This is a genomic window from Priestia sp. TRM10 (assembly GCF_057808375.1).
In genome coordinates this window covers 191,281-209,486 of the sequence record NZ_JBJZOT010000013.1, presented here as the reverse complement: position 1 = coordinate 209,486, position 18,206 = coordinate 191,281, and the positions used below count along the sequence as shown (strand labels likewise).

Below are 18,206 nucleotides of genomic sequence, written 5' to 3'. Positions count from 1 at the left end.
AGCGCCCGTTTCATGCGCGCACGCTTTCTATTATAACGTCCACTTTCAACAAGTACAAGAGCCGTAAAAGTATCCCTTTTTTTACAGCTCTTTTTTTTATCGCTAGGCGTTCATCCGATCCTTCATAAAATTCCTTATCCGTTCCACTGCCCGACTAAGTTCATCAAGTGATGTTGCATAAGAAAGTCTTGCGTTATGAGGCGCTCCAAATCCAGAGCCTGGAACAAGCGCTACTTTTGCTTCGTCTAAAAGCCCTTCCACCCATTTATCAACTGTATCATATCCTGCAAGATCTGCTGCTTTTGATACATTTGGAAAAAGATAAAAAGCACCATGCGGTTTCAGACATGTAATTCCTGGAATTTTTATTAACTCTTCGTAAATAATGTTTAAACGCTTTTGAAACGCCACTCTCATTTCTTCTACGACACTTTGATCTCCAGTGTATGCCTCAATAGCTGCATATTGCGCAATTGAAGTTGGATTTGAAGTACTATGGCTAGCTAGGTTTGTCATTGCTTTGATAATCTGTTGATCTCCCGCAGCATAACCAATTCTCCAGCCAGTCATTGCATGTGACTTTGATACTCCATTAATAATAATTGTCTGTTTCTTTATATCTTCTGACAGCTCTGCAATTGAAACATGACGATATTTATCATATACAAGCTTTTCATAAATCTCATCTGAAATAATAAGAATATTATATTGCACACAGAATTTCCCAATCATTTCAAGCTCTTCTCTTGTATAAATCATTCCTGTTGGATTGCTCGGTGAATTTAAAACAATAGCTTTTGTTTTGCTTGTAACAGCTTCTTGAAGAGAAGAAATAGTGATTTTAAACTCGTTTTCTTCGTATGTTTTAACAAAGACAGGTTCTCCACCAGCAAGCTTCACTTGCTCAGGATAACTTACCCAGTACGGAGTTGGGATAAGCACTTCATCTCCCTCATTTAACACTGCTTGAAAAAGCGTATAAAGAGCATGCTTTGCCCCTGTACATATAATAATTTCAGAAGCATCGTAATGAAGGTTCTGATCTCGTTTAAACTTTGCAGAGACAGCCTTTTTTAAAGAAAGCAATCCACCTGATGGCGTGTATTTAGTATAGCCTTGCTCCATCGCTTTTTTAGCTTGTTCTAAAATATTATGAGGGGTATTAAAGTCAGGTTCCCCAGCTCCAAGACCGATTACATCGTATCCCTTTTCTCTAAGCTCTCTTGCCTTTGCCGTAATTGCAAGCGTTGCGGACGGCGTTAAAGATGAAACACGATTAGCTAACATACCGCTCCCCCTTATGTAGTAACCATAAGCACCTTAGCCCCTCGTTAAGCTATAGCGACGATAAAAGTCTCCCCTTCCTGTCGTGACATAATAATAAGTTAGGCGATTTTCATCGTCTGTATACGTCACTTCCCAAAGCGGCGTTTTTCCATTAGGGCTTACAGCTAAGCGAATGGATTTAATTTCTTCTGGATTTCGATCTTGTTTTACAATACTTTCTACTCTTTCCTTAGAAATAATACCCTCTTTTTTTCGAACTATAACGTCACCTTTTTTCGCTTTTTCAGGAACCCATGCAATTACATTTTCACCTTTTTCGTTTTCTCCGCTTGCAATGTAATATGTTTTCTTTCCATGATAGGTCGAAATTGGCTCAACGTTTTTTAATTTATACTGTTTCGTTAAAATAGAAATGTCGCCTTTTTCCACTTTTTCTGCGCTAATTGAACTATGATAAATATCTGCACAAAGCCATACAAAAAGAGCAACAATAATGCTACCACCGATAATAAACCATTTTCTCATTTCAAATCACTCAAGTCCTATAAATTGTAAATACAGCTTTTTCTTTGTCTTCTTCATCTAAAGCTAGTCCAAACATTAAATCTTGACGCTTTAACGTTCGATTCAACGTATCCACCACTTTATAAAGGTCTGAAGAATTCTCTACAGTTACTGTTGATAATACTTCAATTTTCGTTTCCATATTCATTTCGCTCCTATCAAAAAAATTGCCAGCATATTTTGTACGATTAGCGCACATATTATAGCCATAAAGATCATGACTTTAAGCAATATTATAACAGTTCAACCTAGATTTTACGACTACATCAAAACAAAACTCCTGCCACACACAGGGAAGAAAAGCAGCTATGATAAAGTAGCTGCTTTTTTTATTCTGAAGGATCCCACCATTCTTCAAGTCCTTCTATCATTTCATCAAATGGTTTGTATACAACATCCACTTCTGGGATAGATTTAATAAACTGTTTTCCATACGGTGATTCTATAATCCGTCGATCAAAAATCACGATTGCTCCTTTATCTCTCTTCGTACGAATAAGACGACCAAATCCTTGTTTAAATCGAATAATCGCATCTGGAAGAGCTTGCTCTGTAAAAGCATTTCGTCCTAGCTTTTTTATTCGGTCCATTTTAGCCGCGACAACCGGGTCGTGTGGAGGTGCGAAAGGAAGACGTACGATAGCAAGACACGAGAGAGCTTCTCCTGGAATGTCCACACCTTCCCAAAAGCTGCTTGTTCCAAAGAGAATAGATTGATCAAACTGTACAAAGTCTTTGACAAGTCTTGTTCGATTTCTTGTTGAAATTCCTTGTCCAAAAATCATAAAACGCTCTTCAAAATCTAAGTCTTTTGTATAGTGAAACGTTTTTTTCAACATTTCATATGACGTAAATAAAACAAGCATTTTCCCATTTGTCACCCGAGCAACTTGCAAGATGGAATGAGCAAGAGAAAGACAGTAATCATCAAGATCTGTTTCATTAACGGTAGGAAGATCATCTGGAATAAAAAGTCGAGCCTGCTCTTTATAATGAAAAGGAGAGTCAACCTTCAACTGCAAAGGTTGAAAATCATATAAACCAAGTCTTTCAATTGTATAATCAAAAGCTTCTTTAATTGTTAATGTGGCAGATGTTAATACAACGCTCTTTTTATGCGTAAAAAATAAATCAGCAAGCGCTTCGCTTACATCTGCTGGTTGATTGTATAAAAAAGCAGCATTTGCCGCTCCTTTTGCTTCAATCTCAACCCAACACACTTCCCCTTCTTTTTCTGTTAGAAGAAGAGTATGTAATTTATCTCGAATAAGTAAAAGCTCTTCACAACATGCAATCAAATTATGCCATTTTTCATACTGTTTACTTACGGGATCCCACTGCTGTTTTTCTCCTTCTTGTTTAAAGATAAGATAAATTCTCTCAAAATCCTCCAACAAGAAAAGTGTCCTTAAACAAGATTCTTTAATCGCAGATGGTGCTTTTTCTACTTCGTATCGTTTACGAACTCTCGTTGTCGCTTGTTCATGCTGCATGCTTCTTCTTACATAGCGATGAATAAGACGAAATAAATCGTCCATTTCAGCTCGCACTTGTCTAATATTACCATCAAGTTTAATAAACCACGACTTTCTTCCTGTCATATACTCACCAACATCTTTTAAATACCCTTCCGTATCATTTGTACCGATCTTTAAAAGAAGATGATGAATTTGAAAATAGTCAAGCTGTGCGCCAAGCTGTTCACTCGCAATTTCTTCTAAATGATGAGCTTCATCAATAATTACACTATCATATTGAGGAAGAAATTTTTGCTTTCTCATCACATCCAGAAGCAATAAACGATGATTTGTTACGATAATGTCGGAATCTTTTGCTCTGTTTTGAGCTCGTTCATAAAATGAGAACCTCTGCCATGGTTCTTGAAAATCGATAGGGAGCGGCTGTTCATCATTAATTTGTTCCCAAAAAAGCTTTCCACCAGAAGGCAAATTCAGCTCATCAATATCCCCTGTAGTTGTCATAGTCAACCACACGACAATAGCTGACTTAGCAAGCACAATATCATAGTTGCTTTCTTTTTTAGGCAAAAAGCTAAGAAACTTTCTAACATTCAAGTAATGATGGCGCCCTTTTAAAAGAGTAACAGACACAGGAAATGAAACAAGTTCTTCAAGAAGCGGAGCATTTTGATCGATAAGCTGTTGCTGTAAATTCACTGTATGTGTTGAAACAACAACAGGCTGCTTTTTTTCTTTAGCCACAAAAATAGCTGGAATAAGATAAGCTAACGTCTTACCTGTTCCTGTTCCTGCTTCAATTATGGCATGCTGGCTCGTTGTGAGCGCTTCGTATACAGTTTCCATCATCGACCATTGAGCACTGCGTGATTCATATTTCTTCAGCACTCCTGTAAAGAGCTCTTCTCGTTTATTATAAAAGGTTTCATATGATAGATCCGTATGATTATCGACGTTTTTTACAACTGCTTTTTTAATTGGCAAATCTTGAATAATTTCAAGTTCTTCTCGCTCTTGTGCACGCACAGCTTCTTTCAATCCCTGATTAAAAAGCTCACCAATAGCGCTTTTGTAAGAAGGAGCAAAACGTGAAAGCCATGTTAGCGTTTCTTTAGGAAGCTCCTTAATTTTATCAAGGAGCAACAAAAGCAAGTCACCTGTTGCTTCTGCATCACTATCTGCTTGATGTGGATTATCATGTTCCATATTAAAGTGAGTTGAAAGCTGCTGAAGCTTGTATCCTTCATTTGTTGGAAGTAAAATACGTGAAAGTTCCACTGTATCAATTAGCTTATTTGTTAATGGCCTAAAACCAATTCTTTGTAATTCTTGATTCAAGAAAGAAAAATCAAAGTGAACGTTGTGCGCTACAAAATAAGCATCCCCAATAAACTCAACAAGCGAGGAAGCAATCTCTTCAAACGTTGGTGCATGTTGCACCATTTCGTTATTAATATGCGTAAGCTGCTCAATGAACGTCGGAATTTCAGCTTTTGGGTTTACAAAAGTTGAAAACCGAGCAAGAACTTCTCCATCTGCCATGAGCAGAGCCGCAACTTGGATAATGCGATCTCCGTTTTTAGGGTTATGTCCTGTTGTCTCTAAATCAAGCACAACGTACTGATTACTCATTGTAAAGTCCACCTCTATTGTTCCATAACTAACATTTCTCTATGTAAATATAAAAAGAGTGTCACCATCTTTTAGACACCCTCTTCTCTATGTTGTTTTAAAGTTTATCCCTGTTAAAACAACATTATTAAATATGAACTATTGCCGATTGGCTAAGTTATAGAGAAAAGCAATGGCGACTACTGTCTCTAAAATTTTAACAGTTGGCTCATGTTTAAGCAATTGTTTGATGTCCGTTGCTCTTGTGAAAAAGAGAGGAAGAAAAACAGAACTGTTTTTTCTTCCTCTCTTTTTAAACTTCTATTTACTAGCATTACCAATTTCAGTAATTTCAAGCCTATTTCCTTTTACATCACTTTTTAACATCTAGAATCACGTTATCAATTAAGCGTGCTTGGGAAAACTTCACTGCGATAGCGATAATAATCTTCTCTTCAAGAACAGTTATCTCTTCTAAAGATGGATAGCGATAAAGGTCCACATAATCAACTTCTCCATCTGTATGCTCATTAATGTGAGCGAGAACGCTTTCTCTAATCTTTTGTTTATTTCGTTCCCCTTGTTCAACAAGCGTACTTGCCCGATGCAAACTTTCATATAAATGAGGAGCTTGTTCTCTTTCTTTTTCTGTTAAATAAACATTTCTTGAACTTTTAGCTAAACCGTCTTCTTCGCGCACTGTCTCAACACCAATAATTTCAATTGGAAAGAAATAATCCTCCACAAGTCCCTTCGTTACAGCTACTTGCTGAGCATCTTTCAAACCAAAATAAGCTCTATCTGGCATTGTTATATGAAATAGTTTTGAAAGGACAGTTACAACTCCATCAAAATGTCCTGGTCTGCTTTTTCCACAAAGAACGTTAGTACGATCTATAGCTGTAAGTTTCGTTGTCGGAAATGTTGGATACATTTCATCAACAGAAGGCAGAAAAACAACGTCAACTCCTTCTTTTGCTGCAAGAGTAAGATCACGCTGTTCATCTCTTGGATATTTTTCAAAATCTTCATTAGGACCAAACTGAGTCGGATTAACAAAAATACTTAAAATCACAGTATCATTTTGTTCTTTAGCTTTTTTAATAAGCGTTAAGTGGCCTTCATGTAAAAAACCCATTGTTGGCACAAATCCAATTGTCCGACAACTCTTTCGCTCTTCTCTTACAAAATCCTTCATTTCTTCTACAGTTTTTATAACTTTCATACCTACGGCTGTCTTCATGCTTACTTCCCTCCGTAAAGAGAAAAAAGCGCTTCTTCTTTCATCGTAAAAGAATGCTCTTCACTTGGGAATGTTTTTGCTTTTACATCACTGACATACTCACGTAAGCTTTTTTCAATATATTCATTTGCATTTCCGTATGTTTTCACAAATTTAGGCAATCGTTCAACGCCATAAGAAATGACGTCATGATAAACAAGAACTTGCCCATCTGTATATGAACCAGCACCAATTCCAATGACAGGGATCTCTAGTTCCTCTGTAATTCGTTTTGAGAGCTGATATGGTACACATTCAAGCACAACTGCAATAGCTCCTGAGGCTTCCGCACATTTCGCATCTTCAATAAGCTTTAATGCTGACTGAGCATCTTTTCCTTGCACTTTATAGCCTCCAAGTACGCCTACTGTTTGTGGAGTAAGCCCTAAATGACTTACAACAGGAATGCCTCCTTCTGTTAAAGCTTTAATAACACTAAGCGTTTCACCTGCTCCCTCAAGCTTCAAAGCATGTGCACCACTTTCGCGCATTATTTTGGCTCCTACTCTTAGTGCATCTTCTCTTGAAGTGTGATAGGACATAAACGGCATATCTGTCACAATAAACGTCTTGCCTGCTCCTCTTTTTACGGCCTTTGTATGATGTATCATATCTTCTACCGTAACAGGAATTGTTGACTCATATCCGAGTACAACCATCCCAAGAGAATCTCCAACAAGAATCATCTCAACGCCCGCTTGTTCTGCTAAACGGGCAGACGGATAATCGTAAGCTGTTAGCATTACAATTGGCTCTTTTTCCTTTTTCATTTTCATAAAGCTGTCTCTTGTTCTCATGTTCGCTTCCTCCTTTAAATGGAGAGAAATGAACAACCCTCTGGTTTGTCATTCCTCTGTCCTAGTCCATGCCCGGATCAAGGCAGAATAGTATTTCTTTTCAATAAAAAAGAGTGAAAGATGTAGTTCATATAGATACTACTCTTTCACTCGTCATTATAAGAGAAAAATCCCTTTTTTACCACTACTTATTATCACTAAGCTCAATATCAGCAGAATAAATGTAATGCATTTTCCCTTCAAGATCTTCAAGCATTAATGTTCCTTCAGGAGTAATGCCTTTTGCTAACCCTTCAATTGAGCCTTTTAACGTGCGTGCAATAATATTTCGCCCAATTGTAATAGCATATGCTTCCCACAGAATTTTAATTGGTGCAAACCCTGCTTTTAAATATTGATAATAAAGTTCTTCTAACCTCTTTAAAATAGCTTGTACAAGTGTTGCACGAGAGATTTTTTTACCTTTTTCAATAGAAAGCGATGTGGCAATAGAAGAAAGCTCATCATTAAAATCTGCTTCTTGTTGATTTACATTAATCCCCATTCCAATAATCACAGAATGAATCTGGTCAGCATCCGCCTGCATTTCAGTTAGAATACCCACGAGCTTCTTTCCGTTTATTAAAATATCATTAGGCCATTTAATATCTACTTTTATATTTGTAATTTCCTCAATTGCTTGCACAATAGCCACAGCTGCAAGCAGTGTAAGCTGTGGGGCTTCATGAGGAGGAATTTGTGGACGCAAGACAAGACTCATCCAAATGCCTGTTGTTTTTGGAGAATGCCATGCTCTATTTAACCGCCCACGTCCACCAACCTGTTCTTCTGCAATAACAAGCATGCCTTCTTCACATCCTTCTTGTGCAAGACGATGCGCAACCTTTTGAGTTGAATCAACTGTTTCTCTATAACAAATGTTTTGGCCAAGCTTCTTTGTATCTAATCCAAGCCGTAGAGCGTCTGGCGTAACAAGCTCTGGCTTTTTAATAAGCTTGTACCCTTTTCTTCTAACAGCTTCAAGCTCATATCCATCTTTTCGTAAATCCTCAATATGTTTCCAAACTGCCGTACGTGAACAGCCAAGTTCATCACTTATTTTCTGACCTGACACATACTCTTCTTCTCCAGTGGTAAACATTTCTAACAATTTTCGTCGAATTTCAGACTCCACTTGCTTACCCACTCCTTAATGACGTTCCGATCATTTTCTATTTTGCCAAAAACAATGTTTTCGCTTAGTTCTTGGATACATTGTGCAATCCACGGACCTTGAGCACGATTGCCCCATGAAACCAGATCTTTTCCATTTGCTTCGATATCTTTAGGAGAATAGATTGGAAGGGATTCATAGATCAATCGAATTTTCTCTTCTTCACTCTGCACGCCTTGTAAAATCCTTTTTAGATGATTTACTCTTAACGCAACTTCTAATCCACTTTGATAAATAGCAAAAGGAGTCCATTCTTTTATAGAACGGTAAAAAACGACCGTCTTTTCGGTTTCTTTTATTCGTTTGTTCGAAAGCTTCCACTTTCTTAAAAATAGAGCGGTATCCTCTACTTCTAGAATCAGACAAAGGAGCGACCATGCTGAGGTCTCTTCACTGATGGTCGTCCAGTCATATTCTATAAGCTCCTTCTTTTCATGAAGAGGTAAAACGTCAAGCAATCCTGTGTCTACAATGGTTCGAAAAGCTTCTGTAGCTTTATTTCCGAGCATGAGTTTCTGAAACTCAACTGAAATACGCTCCATTGCGATATTTTGCAAAAGATAGCGATTTCTTCTTATTGCTTCTTTTACTTCAGGAGTAATTGTAAATGAAAGCTGACTCATAAAACGCACAGCTCTCATCATACGCAGTGCATCCTCACTAAAACGTTCATCTGCGTTTCCCACGGTTTCAATGATACCCCTTTTGATAGCATTCCTTCCGCCGAAAGGGTCAATTAAGGTTTCATTCGCGTCCATTGCAATAGCATTCATTGTAAAGTCACGTCGTTCTAAGTCTCCTTCAAGCGAACTAATAAACGTAACTTCATCAGGACGTCTAAAATCTTTATAATCACTTTCAGTCCGAAATGTTGTGACCTCATATGGTTCATTTTCAAGGACCACCACAACTGTTCCATGCTCAATGCCAACTTCAATAACTTTCGGGAACAAACGAACAACATCCTCTGGTCTTGCTGAAGTAGCAATATCAATATCGCCAATAGGGCGGCCAATAATAAAATCGCGAACAGACCCTCCAACAAAGTATGCTAAATAACCGTTTTGCTGAAGCTTATGTAAGATTGCTAAAGGTTTTATAAAAGGGTCTCTCATGATGTTCACCTCACTCTGTTTAACGCTTTTTCATAAAGCTCCTCATATTGCGTGACGATATCTTTTGAAGAAAATTTACTCCATACGGAACGAAGAGCAGAAGCCGACATTTCTTCATACAAACTATCATTTTGTAAGAGAGATAGAGCTTTTTCGGCAGCTTCTTCATAATTACCAACTTCACAGATATAGCCTGTTTTCCCATCTTCAATAACTTCTGGAATTCCGCCAATATTTGTCCCAATGCATGGAACACCGTTAGCCATTGCTTCTAATAAAACAAGGCCAAAGCTTTCTTTTTCAGAAAGAAGAAGCTTAAGATCGCTAATAGCATAAAGATCATCCACATTTTCCTGTTTTCCAAGAAAAAGAACTTTATCTACAATATCAAGATCTTTAACAAGATAGCAAACAGCCGTCATCTCTGGGCCATCTCCAACAAGTAAAAGCTTCGCATCAACCTTTTGTTGAACATGATAAAAAGCTCGTACAACATCTGTTACCCGCTTCACTTGTCTAAAGTTTGAAACGTGAATAAGGACTTTTTCTCCTTCTTTAATTCCATATTCTTTTTTAAGCAGTGAAACATCTTCCCCTGTTTCTTCTTTCTGTTCAATAAAGTTATGAATCGTATGAATCTCTTTTTGAGGAGCAATAAGGTCATACGTTTGTTTAACAAGTGAAGAGGAAACAGCTGTTACTTCATCAGAATTTTCAATTGCGAACTTAATAATACTCTTCAAGGAGAGGTCATAACCGAGTACAGTAATATCCGTTCCATGCAAGGTTGTCACAACTTTCAAATGCTCTCCAACCATCTGTTTTGCTAAGAAAGCACAAACAGCGTGAGGAATGGCGTAATGAGCGTGAAGAAGATCCAACTTCTCACGCTTTGCCACCTCTGCAATCTTACTCGAAAGAGCTAAATCATATGGTGGGTATTTAAAAACAGAATACTGATTCACTTCCACTTCATGAAAGTAGATATTTGAATACACTTTATTTAAACGAAATGGCATGCTTGAAGAAATAAAATGGATCTCATGTCCTTTTTCAGCAAGTAATTTGCCGAGTTCTGTTGCTACAATTCCAGATCCACCAACGGAAGGGTAACAAACAATACCGATTTTCAATTTCATTAAAGATTTCCTTTCTGTTCTTCATGAACAATTGTGCGCCATTTCAAATCTCCACGACGAAGCCCATGAATAAGTACTTCAGCTGTACCCATGTTTGTTGCAAGCGGAATCGCGTAAACATCACAAAGACGAATAAGGGCTGTTACATCTGGTTCATGAGGCTGAGCTGTTAAAGGATCACGGAAAAAGAGGACCATATCCATCTTGTTGTTGGCAACCATTGCCCCAATTTCTTGGTCTCCTCCAAGAGGACCAGATTGAAAGCGATGAACATCAAGGCCTGTTGCTTCTTGAATTCTAAAACCTGTTGTCCCTGTTGCAAAAAGTTCGTGATCTTTTAAAACTTCTTGATATGCTGTCACAAATTGGACCATATCATTTTTTTTCTTATCATGAGCAATTAGCGCAATTTTCATCTCTTCTCCCGCCTTCTATTCGATAATATTTTCAAGTCCATAAACAAGCGTATCAATGTTCATTACCGTATTCACACAAAGCTCAACACCTGACATGAAGGACGCTCTATTATAAGAGTCATGACGAATCTTTAATGACTCTCCGTCGCGTCCGAATAACACTTCTTGATGTGCAATAAGTCCTGGTAGACGAACGCTATGAAGATGTATTCCATCAAATTCTGCTCCACGTGCTCCTTCTATAATTTCTTTTTCTTCAGGATGCCCTTGCTTCTTTGGTTCACGTACTTTGGAAATAAGCTCTGCTGTTTTAATCCCTGTTCCAGACGGAGCATCAAGTTTGCGGTCATGGTGAAGCTCGATAATTTCTACGTCTGAAAAATAACGAGCTGCCATTTGTGAAAACTTCATCATTAAGATCGCACCAATTGCAAAGTTAGGAGCAATAATACAGCCTACCCCTTTTTCTTCTGCCATTTCTTTAAGCTCTGTTAAATCTTCTTCAGAAAAACCAGTTGTACCTACAACAGCGCGCACCCCATAGCTAAGTGCAGTTTTCGTATGTAATCGTCCAATTTCAGGTGTTGTCAAATCAACTAAAACATCTGGCTTTGTTTCTGTTAAGCATGTATGAATATCTGTATAAATAGGAGCATCAACTGCCGGTAATCCTTCTACATCACTAATTTTCTTTCCTTCATTAATACGATCAATAGCTCCTACAAGCTCAAAATTTTCCGTGTTTTTCATTAAGTGAAGGGCTTCTATCCCCATACGTCCTCGTGGTCCTGCTACTACAACTTTAACTTTATTCATCTTACTTATCCTCCTCAATTTTCGTCCAACGATTCGCATCACGCGTATTAAATTTATTCATCACAAGATTATGCGATTCTTCTAAGCTAATGTTCAACGAGTTGGCTAAACAAATAAGCACAAAAAGAACGTCTCCGATTTCTTCTTCCATTGCTTTTTCTTTTTCTGTATCTTTTTTCGGTTTTTCTCCATAATAATGATTGACTTCTCTAGCAAGTTCACCAAGCTCTTCTGTCAGACGAGCCATCATCGCAAGAGGACTAAAATAGCCTTCTTTAAATTGACCAATATATTCGTCTACCTCTTGCTGCATTCTTTTCATTGATTTGTTTTCCATTGTTTCACCTCGTTCATACTAAGAGAGTTGTAAAAACGCTTCCTCTGTTCATATGTTAGCGAATGAGAACGTTCTTGACAATTATTCTAGCTTTAAAAATAGCAATTGTCACTATCAACTCTCTTTTCTATGGTAGGATAGGTGTTGAATACTACGTTAAAAAGGAGGGGCTTTATGCTTAAAGGAGTGCGTATAACTAACATTGTATTTATTTTGCTTGGAACCGCTATCTTTGGCTTTGGGCTTGTTAATTTCAACATGCAAAACAATTTAGCTGAAGGAGGATTTACAGGTATTACCCTGCTATTATTTTTCCTTTTTAAGATTGATCCTTCTTATTCTAACCTTGTCTTAAATATTCCACTCTTCTTCATTGGATGGAAATTGCTTGGACGCGTAGCCTTTATCTATACAATTCTTGGAACAGTAGGGCTTTCGCTATTTCTCTGGATATTCCAGCGTTTTCCTATCAATTTTCATCTCGAAAATGATATGACCCTTGTTGCTCTATTTGCAGGTGTTTTCATTGGAGTAGGACTCGGAATTATCTTTAGATTTGGAGGCACAACAGGCGGTGTCGATATTATCGCTCGTCTTGTAAATAAATATGTAGGATGGAATATGGGGCGAACGATGTTTATGTTTGATTTTGGTGTAATTGCTCTTTCACTTATTACATATTTAGATTTTAGAGAAGCAATGTACACGCTTGTTGCTGTGTTTGTTGCTGCACGCGTTATTGACGTGATGCAAGAAGGTGCTTATACAGCAAGAGGGGCCACCATTATTTCAAAGGAAAATGATAAAATTGCACAACGTATTTTGAAGGAGATGGACAGAGGGGTCACAATTTTAAAAGGCCAAGGTTCATTTTCTAAACAAGATATGAACGTCCTCTATTGTGTTGTCGGGAAAAACGAAGTATTTAGATTAAAGCAAGCTGTCACATCTATTGATCCACATGCCTTCGTTGCTTTCACAACCGTTCATGACGTGCTTGGAGAAGGTTTTACACTTGATGAAAATAAGATGCCATTACAACGTTAAAAGAGCCGTCCAGCTGGACGGCTCTTTCTTATTCTTCGCTATTTGACATTCCTGTATAAATTAAAACAAGTCGGACGAGCTCAAGCACTGCTACAGCTGCTGCTGCTACATATGTTAAGGCTGCTGCATTTAACACTTTACGCGTGCGGCGTTCCTCATCATTTCGAATTACCCCTGAAGAGACAAGCTGAGCCATTGCTCGATTTGACGCATCAAACTCAACAGGGAGTGTAACAATTTGGAATACTACAGCGGCTAGCATAAATACAATTCCCAATAACAGAAGATTTGACATTCCTGCTATAATTCCGATAAAAATCAAAATCCAAGAAAAATTCGAACCGATATTAGCAACTGGAACAAGTGAATGACGAAGTCTTAAAAACGCATAGCTTTCATGGTCTTGAATCGCATGCCCTACTTCATGGGCTGCAACAGCCGCTCCTGCTACTGATGTTCCATAGTAATTATCCTCTGATAAACGAATAACCTTTGCACGTGGATCATAGTGGTCTGAAAGAGTCCCGCCAACTGGTTCAACTGTGACATCATAAATTCCATTGTCGTTCAAAATACGACGAGCAACGTCTGCTCCTGTCATATTTGAAGAACTATGAACTTTAGAGTATTTCTTGTAAGCACTTCTTACTTTCCAACTCGCTAAAATTGGAACTAAGATGATGATTATAAAATAAATGAGCATTCCCATTTATACGCCTCCACATAGTTAAATTTACTTATCCTCATTCTATTAAAGGGAGCGCTTCATGTCAAAAGATTTGCCTTCCTCTAATAAGAACTATGAATTGTCTGGCTTCCAATATATTTGCGCCAGCCAACGTAAAGAAGAGTCGTCACAATAATACTTCCTATTGTCATCATTACCCAAAATGGAGAAACATCAGATTGAAAGGGAGCTTTTTCAAAAAGCGTCTGAAGATCTTTTTCAATTTGTTTGAAATAAGCTTCTTTCTCTCCATCACTCATCGCCTCAAGGCTTTGATTATTCAGGAAAGCAACGTGATCATTCATTTTCTCAATATCTTGCTGATTGCGATCAACTTGTGCACTTGGAAGAATAAGATCATATTGCTGCAAAAACACGGCTAAATCTTCTTGAAATGCAACCTGATCGCCAGTTTCAGCATTTTCCTTTAACTTCCCAAAAGTACTTAACATCTCTTCTTCCATTTCTGTCCAAAGTGGTTGATGATTCGTTTGAAGCGCATCGACCAAAAGCCGGAACTGCATCACTTTTGCACTTGGTTCCTCTTCGTTGTTTCCTTGTTCTAACGCTTGTAACGCAAGACTGTGACTATATTGTAAAATTCGAAACTGCTCTGTTGAAATATGCAAACTTTCTCTATTTACTGGAGTCAGCTCGTCATTAAAACGGTCCATAAATGTGATGGCTTCCTTATAATGCTCCTGCTGCGCTAAGGACAAAGCCTGATCGGCAAGTTCATTCAACGTACTCCAACTGCTTTCTGCTTGCACAGTCACTCCTTTTTGCAACAAAAGAATCATGCAGAATAACGTTATCCATCGCTTCATGTTCGTCCCTCCTCACTACTAAACTTTATGTAAGAAAGGACGAGTTTAGACCATGTCTAATTTCTTTCAGCAATGAAATTTTGTGTGTAGTATTGTTCATTAACACCGACTCCAAGCTTATCAAAATCTGGATTTAACATAGCTTTTCTGTGACCTTCACTATTAAGCCATCCTTCAACAGCTGCAATTCCATCCTGATACTCGGCAGCGATATTTTCCCCTGCTGTATCATAAGGGACGCCTCCTTTTTCTAGGCGATCAGCTAACTTTCCAAACGTTGGAGAAACGTGATCAAAGTAATTATTTTCTTTCATATCTGTACTGTGTCCATATGCTACTTTAGCAGCTCCTTCACTCCATCCTAGCTCATTTAGGCCATGTCTAATCCGAATCACGTTTGTAATATCAAAAATTTGTTGTTCATTCCCATGCTGAATCTCTTCTTGAATCTCTTTAGAAGGTTTTTCTGCACTTATAAGTTCCCCTCGATATGTAAGCTCATAAGGACGCTGTTCGATCAGGGTCTTAGCATCCATTGCTCTTATACTTGATATTTTGTTTGTATATTGATCAAAATAAAGCTGGACAAATACGTCTTCGTATTGAATAAGAGGTTTCATCTGCATATCTGCTTCAGACATTTCAAATTGATACATATTTCCCTTATAGTTGAATTGAACTTGTGGAGAAACAGGTGTATGTTTCATCACTTCCTGCCTCGTTTCATTAATGGAATAAGGGGCGACATTGACGTTATCGCCAATTGTATATACCATAACAACTTTATCTTTTTCTACACCAATTTGCATATATGAGGAAGGAGAAGAACGATAGATCCACCATTTATAACCATATTGTGATTCATCGATTCGGTCTGGTTTGCCAAAGCGTTCTGAAACATCATCTTTATTTTTACCAATTAAAGATAAAATAGACTCTTTACTTATTGATGCTTCTTCTTTTTGGTCACTAAACGTTGCTTCTTCCTTCTGCTGATTTTTTTCCTCATCGTTGGATTTAAAAGGTATACTGCTTACCGCATAAAAAATAGCGATAACCGCAATTACAAAAAATATCTTTCTCAACTTTCCACCTTCTCTCTATCTACACTAATATATCATGTATGTTCAACAGCTTATTATTTTCACTCTTATTATGTATCATACATTCTTTTTATGTTTTGTGCTTTTATTCTCCCTTTTAAAACAGTGAATACTTCTTATTATAACCTTCTTAGCTTTTTAAAAACGAGTTACAAAATAAGAGCGACAGATATTTTCTGTCGCTCATTAGTTCGGCTTCTTAAAAGTTTAGTTCTTTCGAAATTTCCACAAGCGCTAAACCTGCTTTTTCGTTTGAGTACTGATTTAACGCTATGTCTCCTAATGAAACAATTCCTGCAAGCTTGTTGCTATCTACAACAGGTAGACGACGAACTTGATGCTCTGCCATCAAAGAAACTGCTTTTTCTAATGAATCGTTTGGTGTTACTGTTACTAAATTAGGACTCATAACATCTGTAACTTGAGAAGAATTTGGTCTTTTTTCAGCTATTGCCCGAATTGCTAAATCACGGTCTGTAATTAGCCCTACAAGATTATTTCCATCAAGAATAGGGATAGCTCCAACATTTAGTTCTTTCATCTTTACAGCTACTTCATAGATGTTATCCTGAGTTGTACAGCAGTCCGTATGATGACTCATAATATCGCGTACAGTTTCCATTCGTTTTCTCCTCGCTTCTTGTTGTTTTTTCAGGAAAATTCCAAGCTTTCTAAAACGATTAGGAACCTCTTCCCATAGTTAGTATGAGTTAATTCTTTCACCTTATGTACGCTGTTTTTTTGAAAAAAATATCTATAAAGAGAACGTTTTCATTGAAAGTTTTTTCCACACATACTATGATTAAGAAAAGAATATGTTTGATAAAAAGGAGTGAAGTCTTTTGCGTTTTGAACAAGTTGATTTCGATGGTCTAACCGCTCCACTTGATCGCCTTGATTACATCATGGAAAAGCACGGTCTTATTCGAGCAGAGGGCTGGGATTATGAACGTGTTACATACGATCGAAAGTTTGAGATTCAATCTGATACGTACTACTTGCGCGTCCAAGCTTTTGTGATTGAAGGCGATGTAGGAGCACATAAAGCAAATTTACAACTTTTAACTCCTCTTCTTGGCAAACATTATTATCCCCACGGAGTGGAATACGGTGAAGGCGAAACATTTCCAGCTCATCTTGTCGAACAATGTGAATCACTGCTTCTTGATATTGAAGGCGAACTTGGAAGTTTACAACAAAGTAAAAAAGACGAAAGAGTTTAAACTCTTTCGTCTTTTTTATTTTAGAAGAAGTCCGGAAAATAAGTTGGTTTCACGTTTCTTACTGCTTCTTGTAGCGCTTCCACATCTGAAATGTCACCGTGAATCTGTCCTCCATAATAAAGGTCTATTGGTGTTATATACCCTAGCAAAATTGCAGTCAAAGGACCAACAGAAAGCTTTAATCCTCCTTGCTCTCCATCTTTCAGTTTCTTCACTTTCCCGTCAGAAATAGCATAAGTTCCCTCATTCCATGGAGCCGAACTATCCTGAACGTTCAAAAGAAGGTCCCTTTTCATGCTGAGCTTGTAAAGAGATAGAAACTTTTCAACATCTATAATTCGGGCCATAAAATACGGCCATATTTTTTGTTCAATACGAGGATTATCCAAAAGGTGGGCAAGGATATCATTTTTCGCTGCTTTAATTGTGACTTTATCAACCATTGAATCGTGTTGACAAATAAAGTTCCATATAGACTTTTTGGCATCTACGGTTATGCTTACATACTCATGTACAATCATAGTACGGTTGTTGATTTCATAGCGAAGATACCCTTCCTCTTGATCCTCCTTATTTTTGCATACTATGTAGTAATCTCCTTCTTTATAAATCCTCTCTCTCCACCACTTCTCTGTTCTGTTTAATGTTCCGCTATAGTGATTCTGCACTTTTTTATATAAAAATTGTAGCGCTGGCAAACTTTCTTCAAAAGAAAGTCGTACAATACGTCCTTCTCCTTCTTGAAATTGTTTAAGATCAACATTTTCGATTGTATACTGTTTTTCGTCTGCAAAAACTTCGTATCCATATTTGCGATAGAAACTTACTTTAAACGGATGAAGATAAGAAATAACTTGGCCCATTTTCCTCATCTCTACAAATGAAGCTTCCAAAAGCTTTGTAACAAGTCCTCCACGTCGATGTTCTGGATAAGACCCAACGCTTGCAATGCCTCCCATCGAATAATATTCCCCATTTATGCATACTTCTGATGAAAGGACTTGGAGATTTGCTGCAAGTTCTTCTTCTTTTTTGATGCCGAGCACTAAGTTTTCCTGCATTCTTTGAAGACGAAGTTTTTTCTCTTCCTTTGTAAATCCCCGCTGAAAAGCATAATCAGATAGCTCAATTGATTTTTTAAAATCTCTCTCATCTATTAGTTTTTCTACATTCATCTTTTCTTCCCCCTTTGCTTTTCCTTTATATTGTAAAGCGAGGTAGAAT

The 18,206-nt window shown here is 37.6% G+C and carries 19 protein-coding genes; 2 read left to right on the top strand and 17 right to left on the bottom strand.

All coding sequences use genetic code 11. The features are described from left to right. Positions 1-102 precede the first annotated feature (102 nt). The 12 genes from ACK3CR_RS12350 to ACK3CR_RS12295 form a co-directional block, all read right to left on the bottom strand. Positions 103-1,287 (bottom strand): pyridoxal phosphate-dependent aminotransferase, encoded by a 1,185-nt coding sequence (locus tag ACK3CR_RS12350; RefSeq protein WP_243513699.1) that lies wholly within the window; start codon positions 1,285-1,287, stop codon positions 103-105. A gap of 33 nt (positions 1,288-1,320) precedes the next feature. After that, on the bottom strand, positions 1,321-1,812 hold the full coding sequence (locus ACK3CR_RS12345; RefSeq protein ID WP_243513702.1) for a cell wall elongation regulator TseB-like domain-containing protein: 492 nt from the start codon (positions 1,810-1,812) through the stop codon (positions 1,321-1,323). Between the two features lie 10 nt (positions 1,813-1,822). Next, on the bottom strand, positions 1,823-1,993 hold the full coding sequence (locus tag ACK3CR_RS12340) for a YpmA family protein (RefSeq protein WP_019393039.1): 171 nt from the start codon (positions 1,991-1,993) through the stop codon (positions 1,823-1,825). 187 nt (positions 1,994-2,180) lie between these two features. Beyond that, the gene (gene dinG / locus ACK3CR_RS12335; protein WP_243513704.1) at positions 2,181-4,961 is read right to left on the bottom strand and encodes an ATP-dependent DNA helicase DinG; all 2,781 of its coding nucleotides are present in this window, start codon (positions 4,959-4,961) and stop codon (positions 2,181-2,183) included. A gap of 352 nt (positions 4,962-5,313) precedes the next feature. Then, the gene (panC, locus tag ACK3CR_RS12330; protein WP_488975791.1) at positions 5,314-6,165 is read right to left on the bottom strand and encodes a pantoate--beta-alanine ligase; all 852 of its coding nucleotides are present in this window, start codon (positions 6,163-6,165) and stop codon (positions 5,314-5,316) included. Positions 6,166-6,185: 20 nt separating this feature from the next. Further along, a complete protein-coding gene (gene panB / locus ACK3CR_RS12325) occupies positions 6,186-7,019 on the bottom strand; it encodes a 3-methyl-2-oxobutanoate hydroxymethyltransferase (protein WP_488975497.1) in 834 nt (277 codons plus the stop codon). A gap of 184 nt (positions 7,020-7,203) precedes the next feature. After that, a complete protein-coding gene (locus ACK3CR_RS12320; RefSeq protein ID WP_243513709.1) occupies positions 7,204-8,193 on the bottom strand; it encodes a biotin--[acetyl-CoA-carboxylase] ligase in 990 nt (329 codons plus the stop codon). Beyond that, complete coding sequence (locus tag ACK3CR_RS12315) at positions 8,163-9,347, bottom strand: CCA tRNA nucleotidyltransferase (protein WP_488975495.1); 1,185 nt, start codon at positions 9,345-9,347, stop codon at positions 8,163-8,165. Before ACK3CR_RS12315 ends, ACK3CR_RS12320 begins: the two co-directional genes overlap by 31 nt. A gap of 5 nt (positions 9,348-9,352) precedes the next feature. Further along, positions 9,353-10,486, bottom strand: coding sequence for an N-acetyl-alpha-D-glucosaminyl L-malate synthase BshA (bshA, locus tag ACK3CR_RS12310; protein WP_243513722.1), 1,134 nt, complete (start codon positions 10,484-10,486; stop codon positions 9,353-9,355). Beyond that, positions 10,486-10,902 (bottom strand): methylglyoxal synthase, encoded by a 417-nt coding sequence (gene mgsA / locus ACK3CR_RS12305; protein WP_019393032.1) that lies wholly within the window; start codon positions 10,900-10,902, stop codon positions 10,486-10,488. Before mgsA ends, bshA begins: the two co-directional genes overlap by 1 nt. 15 nt (positions 10,903-10,917) lie before the next feature. Continuing rightward, complete coding sequence (gene dapB / locus ACK3CR_RS12300; RefSeq protein WP_243513726.1) at positions 10,918-11,718, bottom strand: 4-hydroxy-tetrahydrodipicolinate reductase; 801 nt, start codon at positions 11,716-11,718, stop codon at positions 10,918-10,920. Position 11,719: 1 nt separating this feature from the next. Next, entirely contained in the window at positions 11,720-12,055 is a 336-nt protein-coding gene (locus ACK3CR_RS12295) for a nucleotide pyrophosphohydrolase (RefSeq protein ID WP_019393030.1), read from the bottom strand. 174 nt (positions 12,056-12,229) lie between these two features. Between ACK3CR_RS12295 and ACK3CR_RS12290 the strand changes: the two genes are divergently transcribed. Then, positions 12,230-13,102 carry a YitT family protein gene (locus ACK3CR_RS12290; RefSeq protein ID WP_019393029.1) on the top strand — a complete coding sequence of 291 codons (873 nt, stop codon included), beginning with the start codon at positions 12,230-12,232 and terminating at the stop codon, positions 13,100-13,102. A 28-nt stretch (positions 13,103-13,130) separates the two neighbouring features. Here the strand turns inward: ACK3CR_RS12290 and ACK3CR_RS12285 are convergent, their stop codons facing one another. The 4 genes from ACK3CR_RS12285 to ACK3CR_RS12270 all read right to left on the bottom strand — a co-directional run bounded on the left by ACK3CR_RS12285 (position 13,131) and on the right by ACK3CR_RS12270 (position 16,381). Further along, positions 13,131-13,811: a zinc metallopeptidase gene (locus ACK3CR_RS12285; protein ID WP_061803570.1), complete on the bottom strand. Its 681-nt coding sequence runs from the start codon at positions 13,809-13,811 to the stop codon at positions 13,131-13,133. A gap of 80 nt (positions 13,812-13,891) precedes the next feature. Beyond that, a complete protein-coding gene (locus ACK3CR_RS12280) occupies positions 13,892-14,656 on the bottom strand; it encodes a sporulation protein YpjB (RefSeq protein WP_328123392.1) in 765 nt (254 codons plus the stop codon). A 56-nt stretch (positions 14,657-14,712) separates the two neighbouring features. Next, entirely contained in the window at positions 14,713-15,741 is a 1,029-nt protein-coding gene (locus tag ACK3CR_RS12275; RefSeq protein WP_488975494.1) for a CAP domain-containing protein, read from the bottom strand. A gap of 217 nt (positions 15,742-15,958) precedes the next feature. Then, the gene (locus tag ACK3CR_RS12270; RefSeq protein ID WP_019393025.1) at positions 15,959-16,381 is read right to left on the bottom strand and encodes a CBS domain-containing protein; all 423 of its coding nucleotides are present in this window, start codon (positions 16,379-16,381) and stop codon (positions 15,959-15,961) included. 220 nt (positions 16,382-16,601) lie between these two features. On the opposite strand from ACK3CR_RS12270, the gene ACK3CR_RS12265 reads away from it, so the two are divergent. Next, entirely contained in the window at positions 16,602-16,982 is a 381-nt protein-coding gene (locus ACK3CR_RS12265) for a YugN family protein (protein ID WP_243513738.1), read from the top strand. A 20-nt stretch (positions 16,983-17,002) separates the two neighbouring features. On the opposite strand, the gene ACK3CR_RS12260 is transcribed toward ACK3CR_RS12265, so the two are convergent. Beyond that, a complete protein-coding gene (locus tag ACK3CR_RS12260) occupies positions 17,003-18,157 on the bottom strand; it encodes a GNAT family N-acetyltransferase (protein ID WP_488975493.1) in 1,155 nt (384 codons plus the stop codon). Between the last annotated feature and the right edge of the window lie 49 nt (positions 18,158-18,206).

Bases quoted from the DNA above. Each gene is read 5' to 3' on its own strand.
- ACK3CR_RS12350 (WP_243513699.1), bottom strand. From the start codon at position 1,287: ATGTTAGCTAATCGTGTTTCATCTTTAACGCCGTCCGCAACGCTTGCA.
- ACK3CR_RS12345 (WP_243513702.1), bottom strand. From the start codon at position 1,812: ATGAGAAAATGGTTTATTATCGGTGGTAGCATTATTGTTGCTCTTTTT.
- ACK3CR_RS12340 (WP_019393039.1), bottom strand. From the start codon at position 1,993: ATGGAAACGAAAATTGAAGTATTATCAACAGTAACTGTAGAGAATTCT.
- dinG (WP_243513704.1), bottom strand. From the start codon at position 4,961: ATGAGTAATCAGTACGTTGTGCTTGATTTAGAGACAACAGGACATAAC.
- panC (WP_488975791.1), bottom strand. From the start codon at position 6,165: ATGAAAGTTATAAAAACTGTAGAAGAAATGAAGGATTTTGTAAGAGAA.
- panB (WP_488975497.1), bottom strand. From the start codon at position 7,019: ATGAGAACAAGAGACAGCTTTATGAAAATGAAAAAGGAAAAAGAGCCA.
- ACK3CR_RS12315 (WP_488975495.1), bottom strand. From the start codon at position 9,347: ATGAGAGACCCTTTTATAAAACCTTTAGCAATCTTACATAAGCTTCAG.
- bshA (WP_243513722.1), bottom strand. From the start codon at position 10,486: ATGAAATTGAAAATCGGTATTGTTTGTTACCCTTCCGTTGGTGGATCT.
- mgsA (WP_019393032.1), bottom strand. From the start codon at position 10,902: ATGAAAATTGCGCTAATTGCTCATGATAAGAAAAAAAATGATATGGTC.
- dapB (WP_243513726.1), bottom strand. From the start codon at position 11,718: ATGAATAAAGTTAAAGTTGTAGTAGCAGGACCACGAGGACGTATGGGG.
- ACK3CR_RS12295 (WP_019393030.1), bottom strand. From the start codon at position 12,055: ATGGAAAACAAATCAATGAAAAGAATGCAGCAAGAGGTAGACGAATAT.
- ACK3CR_RS12290 (WP_019393029.1), top strand. From the start codon at position 12,230: ATGCTTAAAGGAGTGCGTATAACTAACATTGTATTTATTTTGCTTGGA.
- ACK3CR_RS12285 (WP_061803570.1), bottom strand. From the start codon at position 13,811: ATGGGAATGCTCATTTATTTTATAATCATCATCTTAGTTCCAATTTTA.
- ACK3CR_RS12280 (WP_328123392.1), bottom strand. From the start codon at position 14,656: ATGAAGCGATGGATAACGTTATTCTGCATGATTCTTTTGTTGCAAAAA.
- ACK3CR_RS12270 (WP_019393025.1), bottom strand. From the start codon at position 16,381: ATGGAAACTGTACGCGATATTATGAGTCATCATACGGACTGCTGTACA.
- ACK3CR_RS12260 (WP_488975493.1), bottom strand. From the start codon at position 18,157: ATGAATGTAGAAAAACTAATAGATGAGAGAGATTTTAAAAAATCAATT.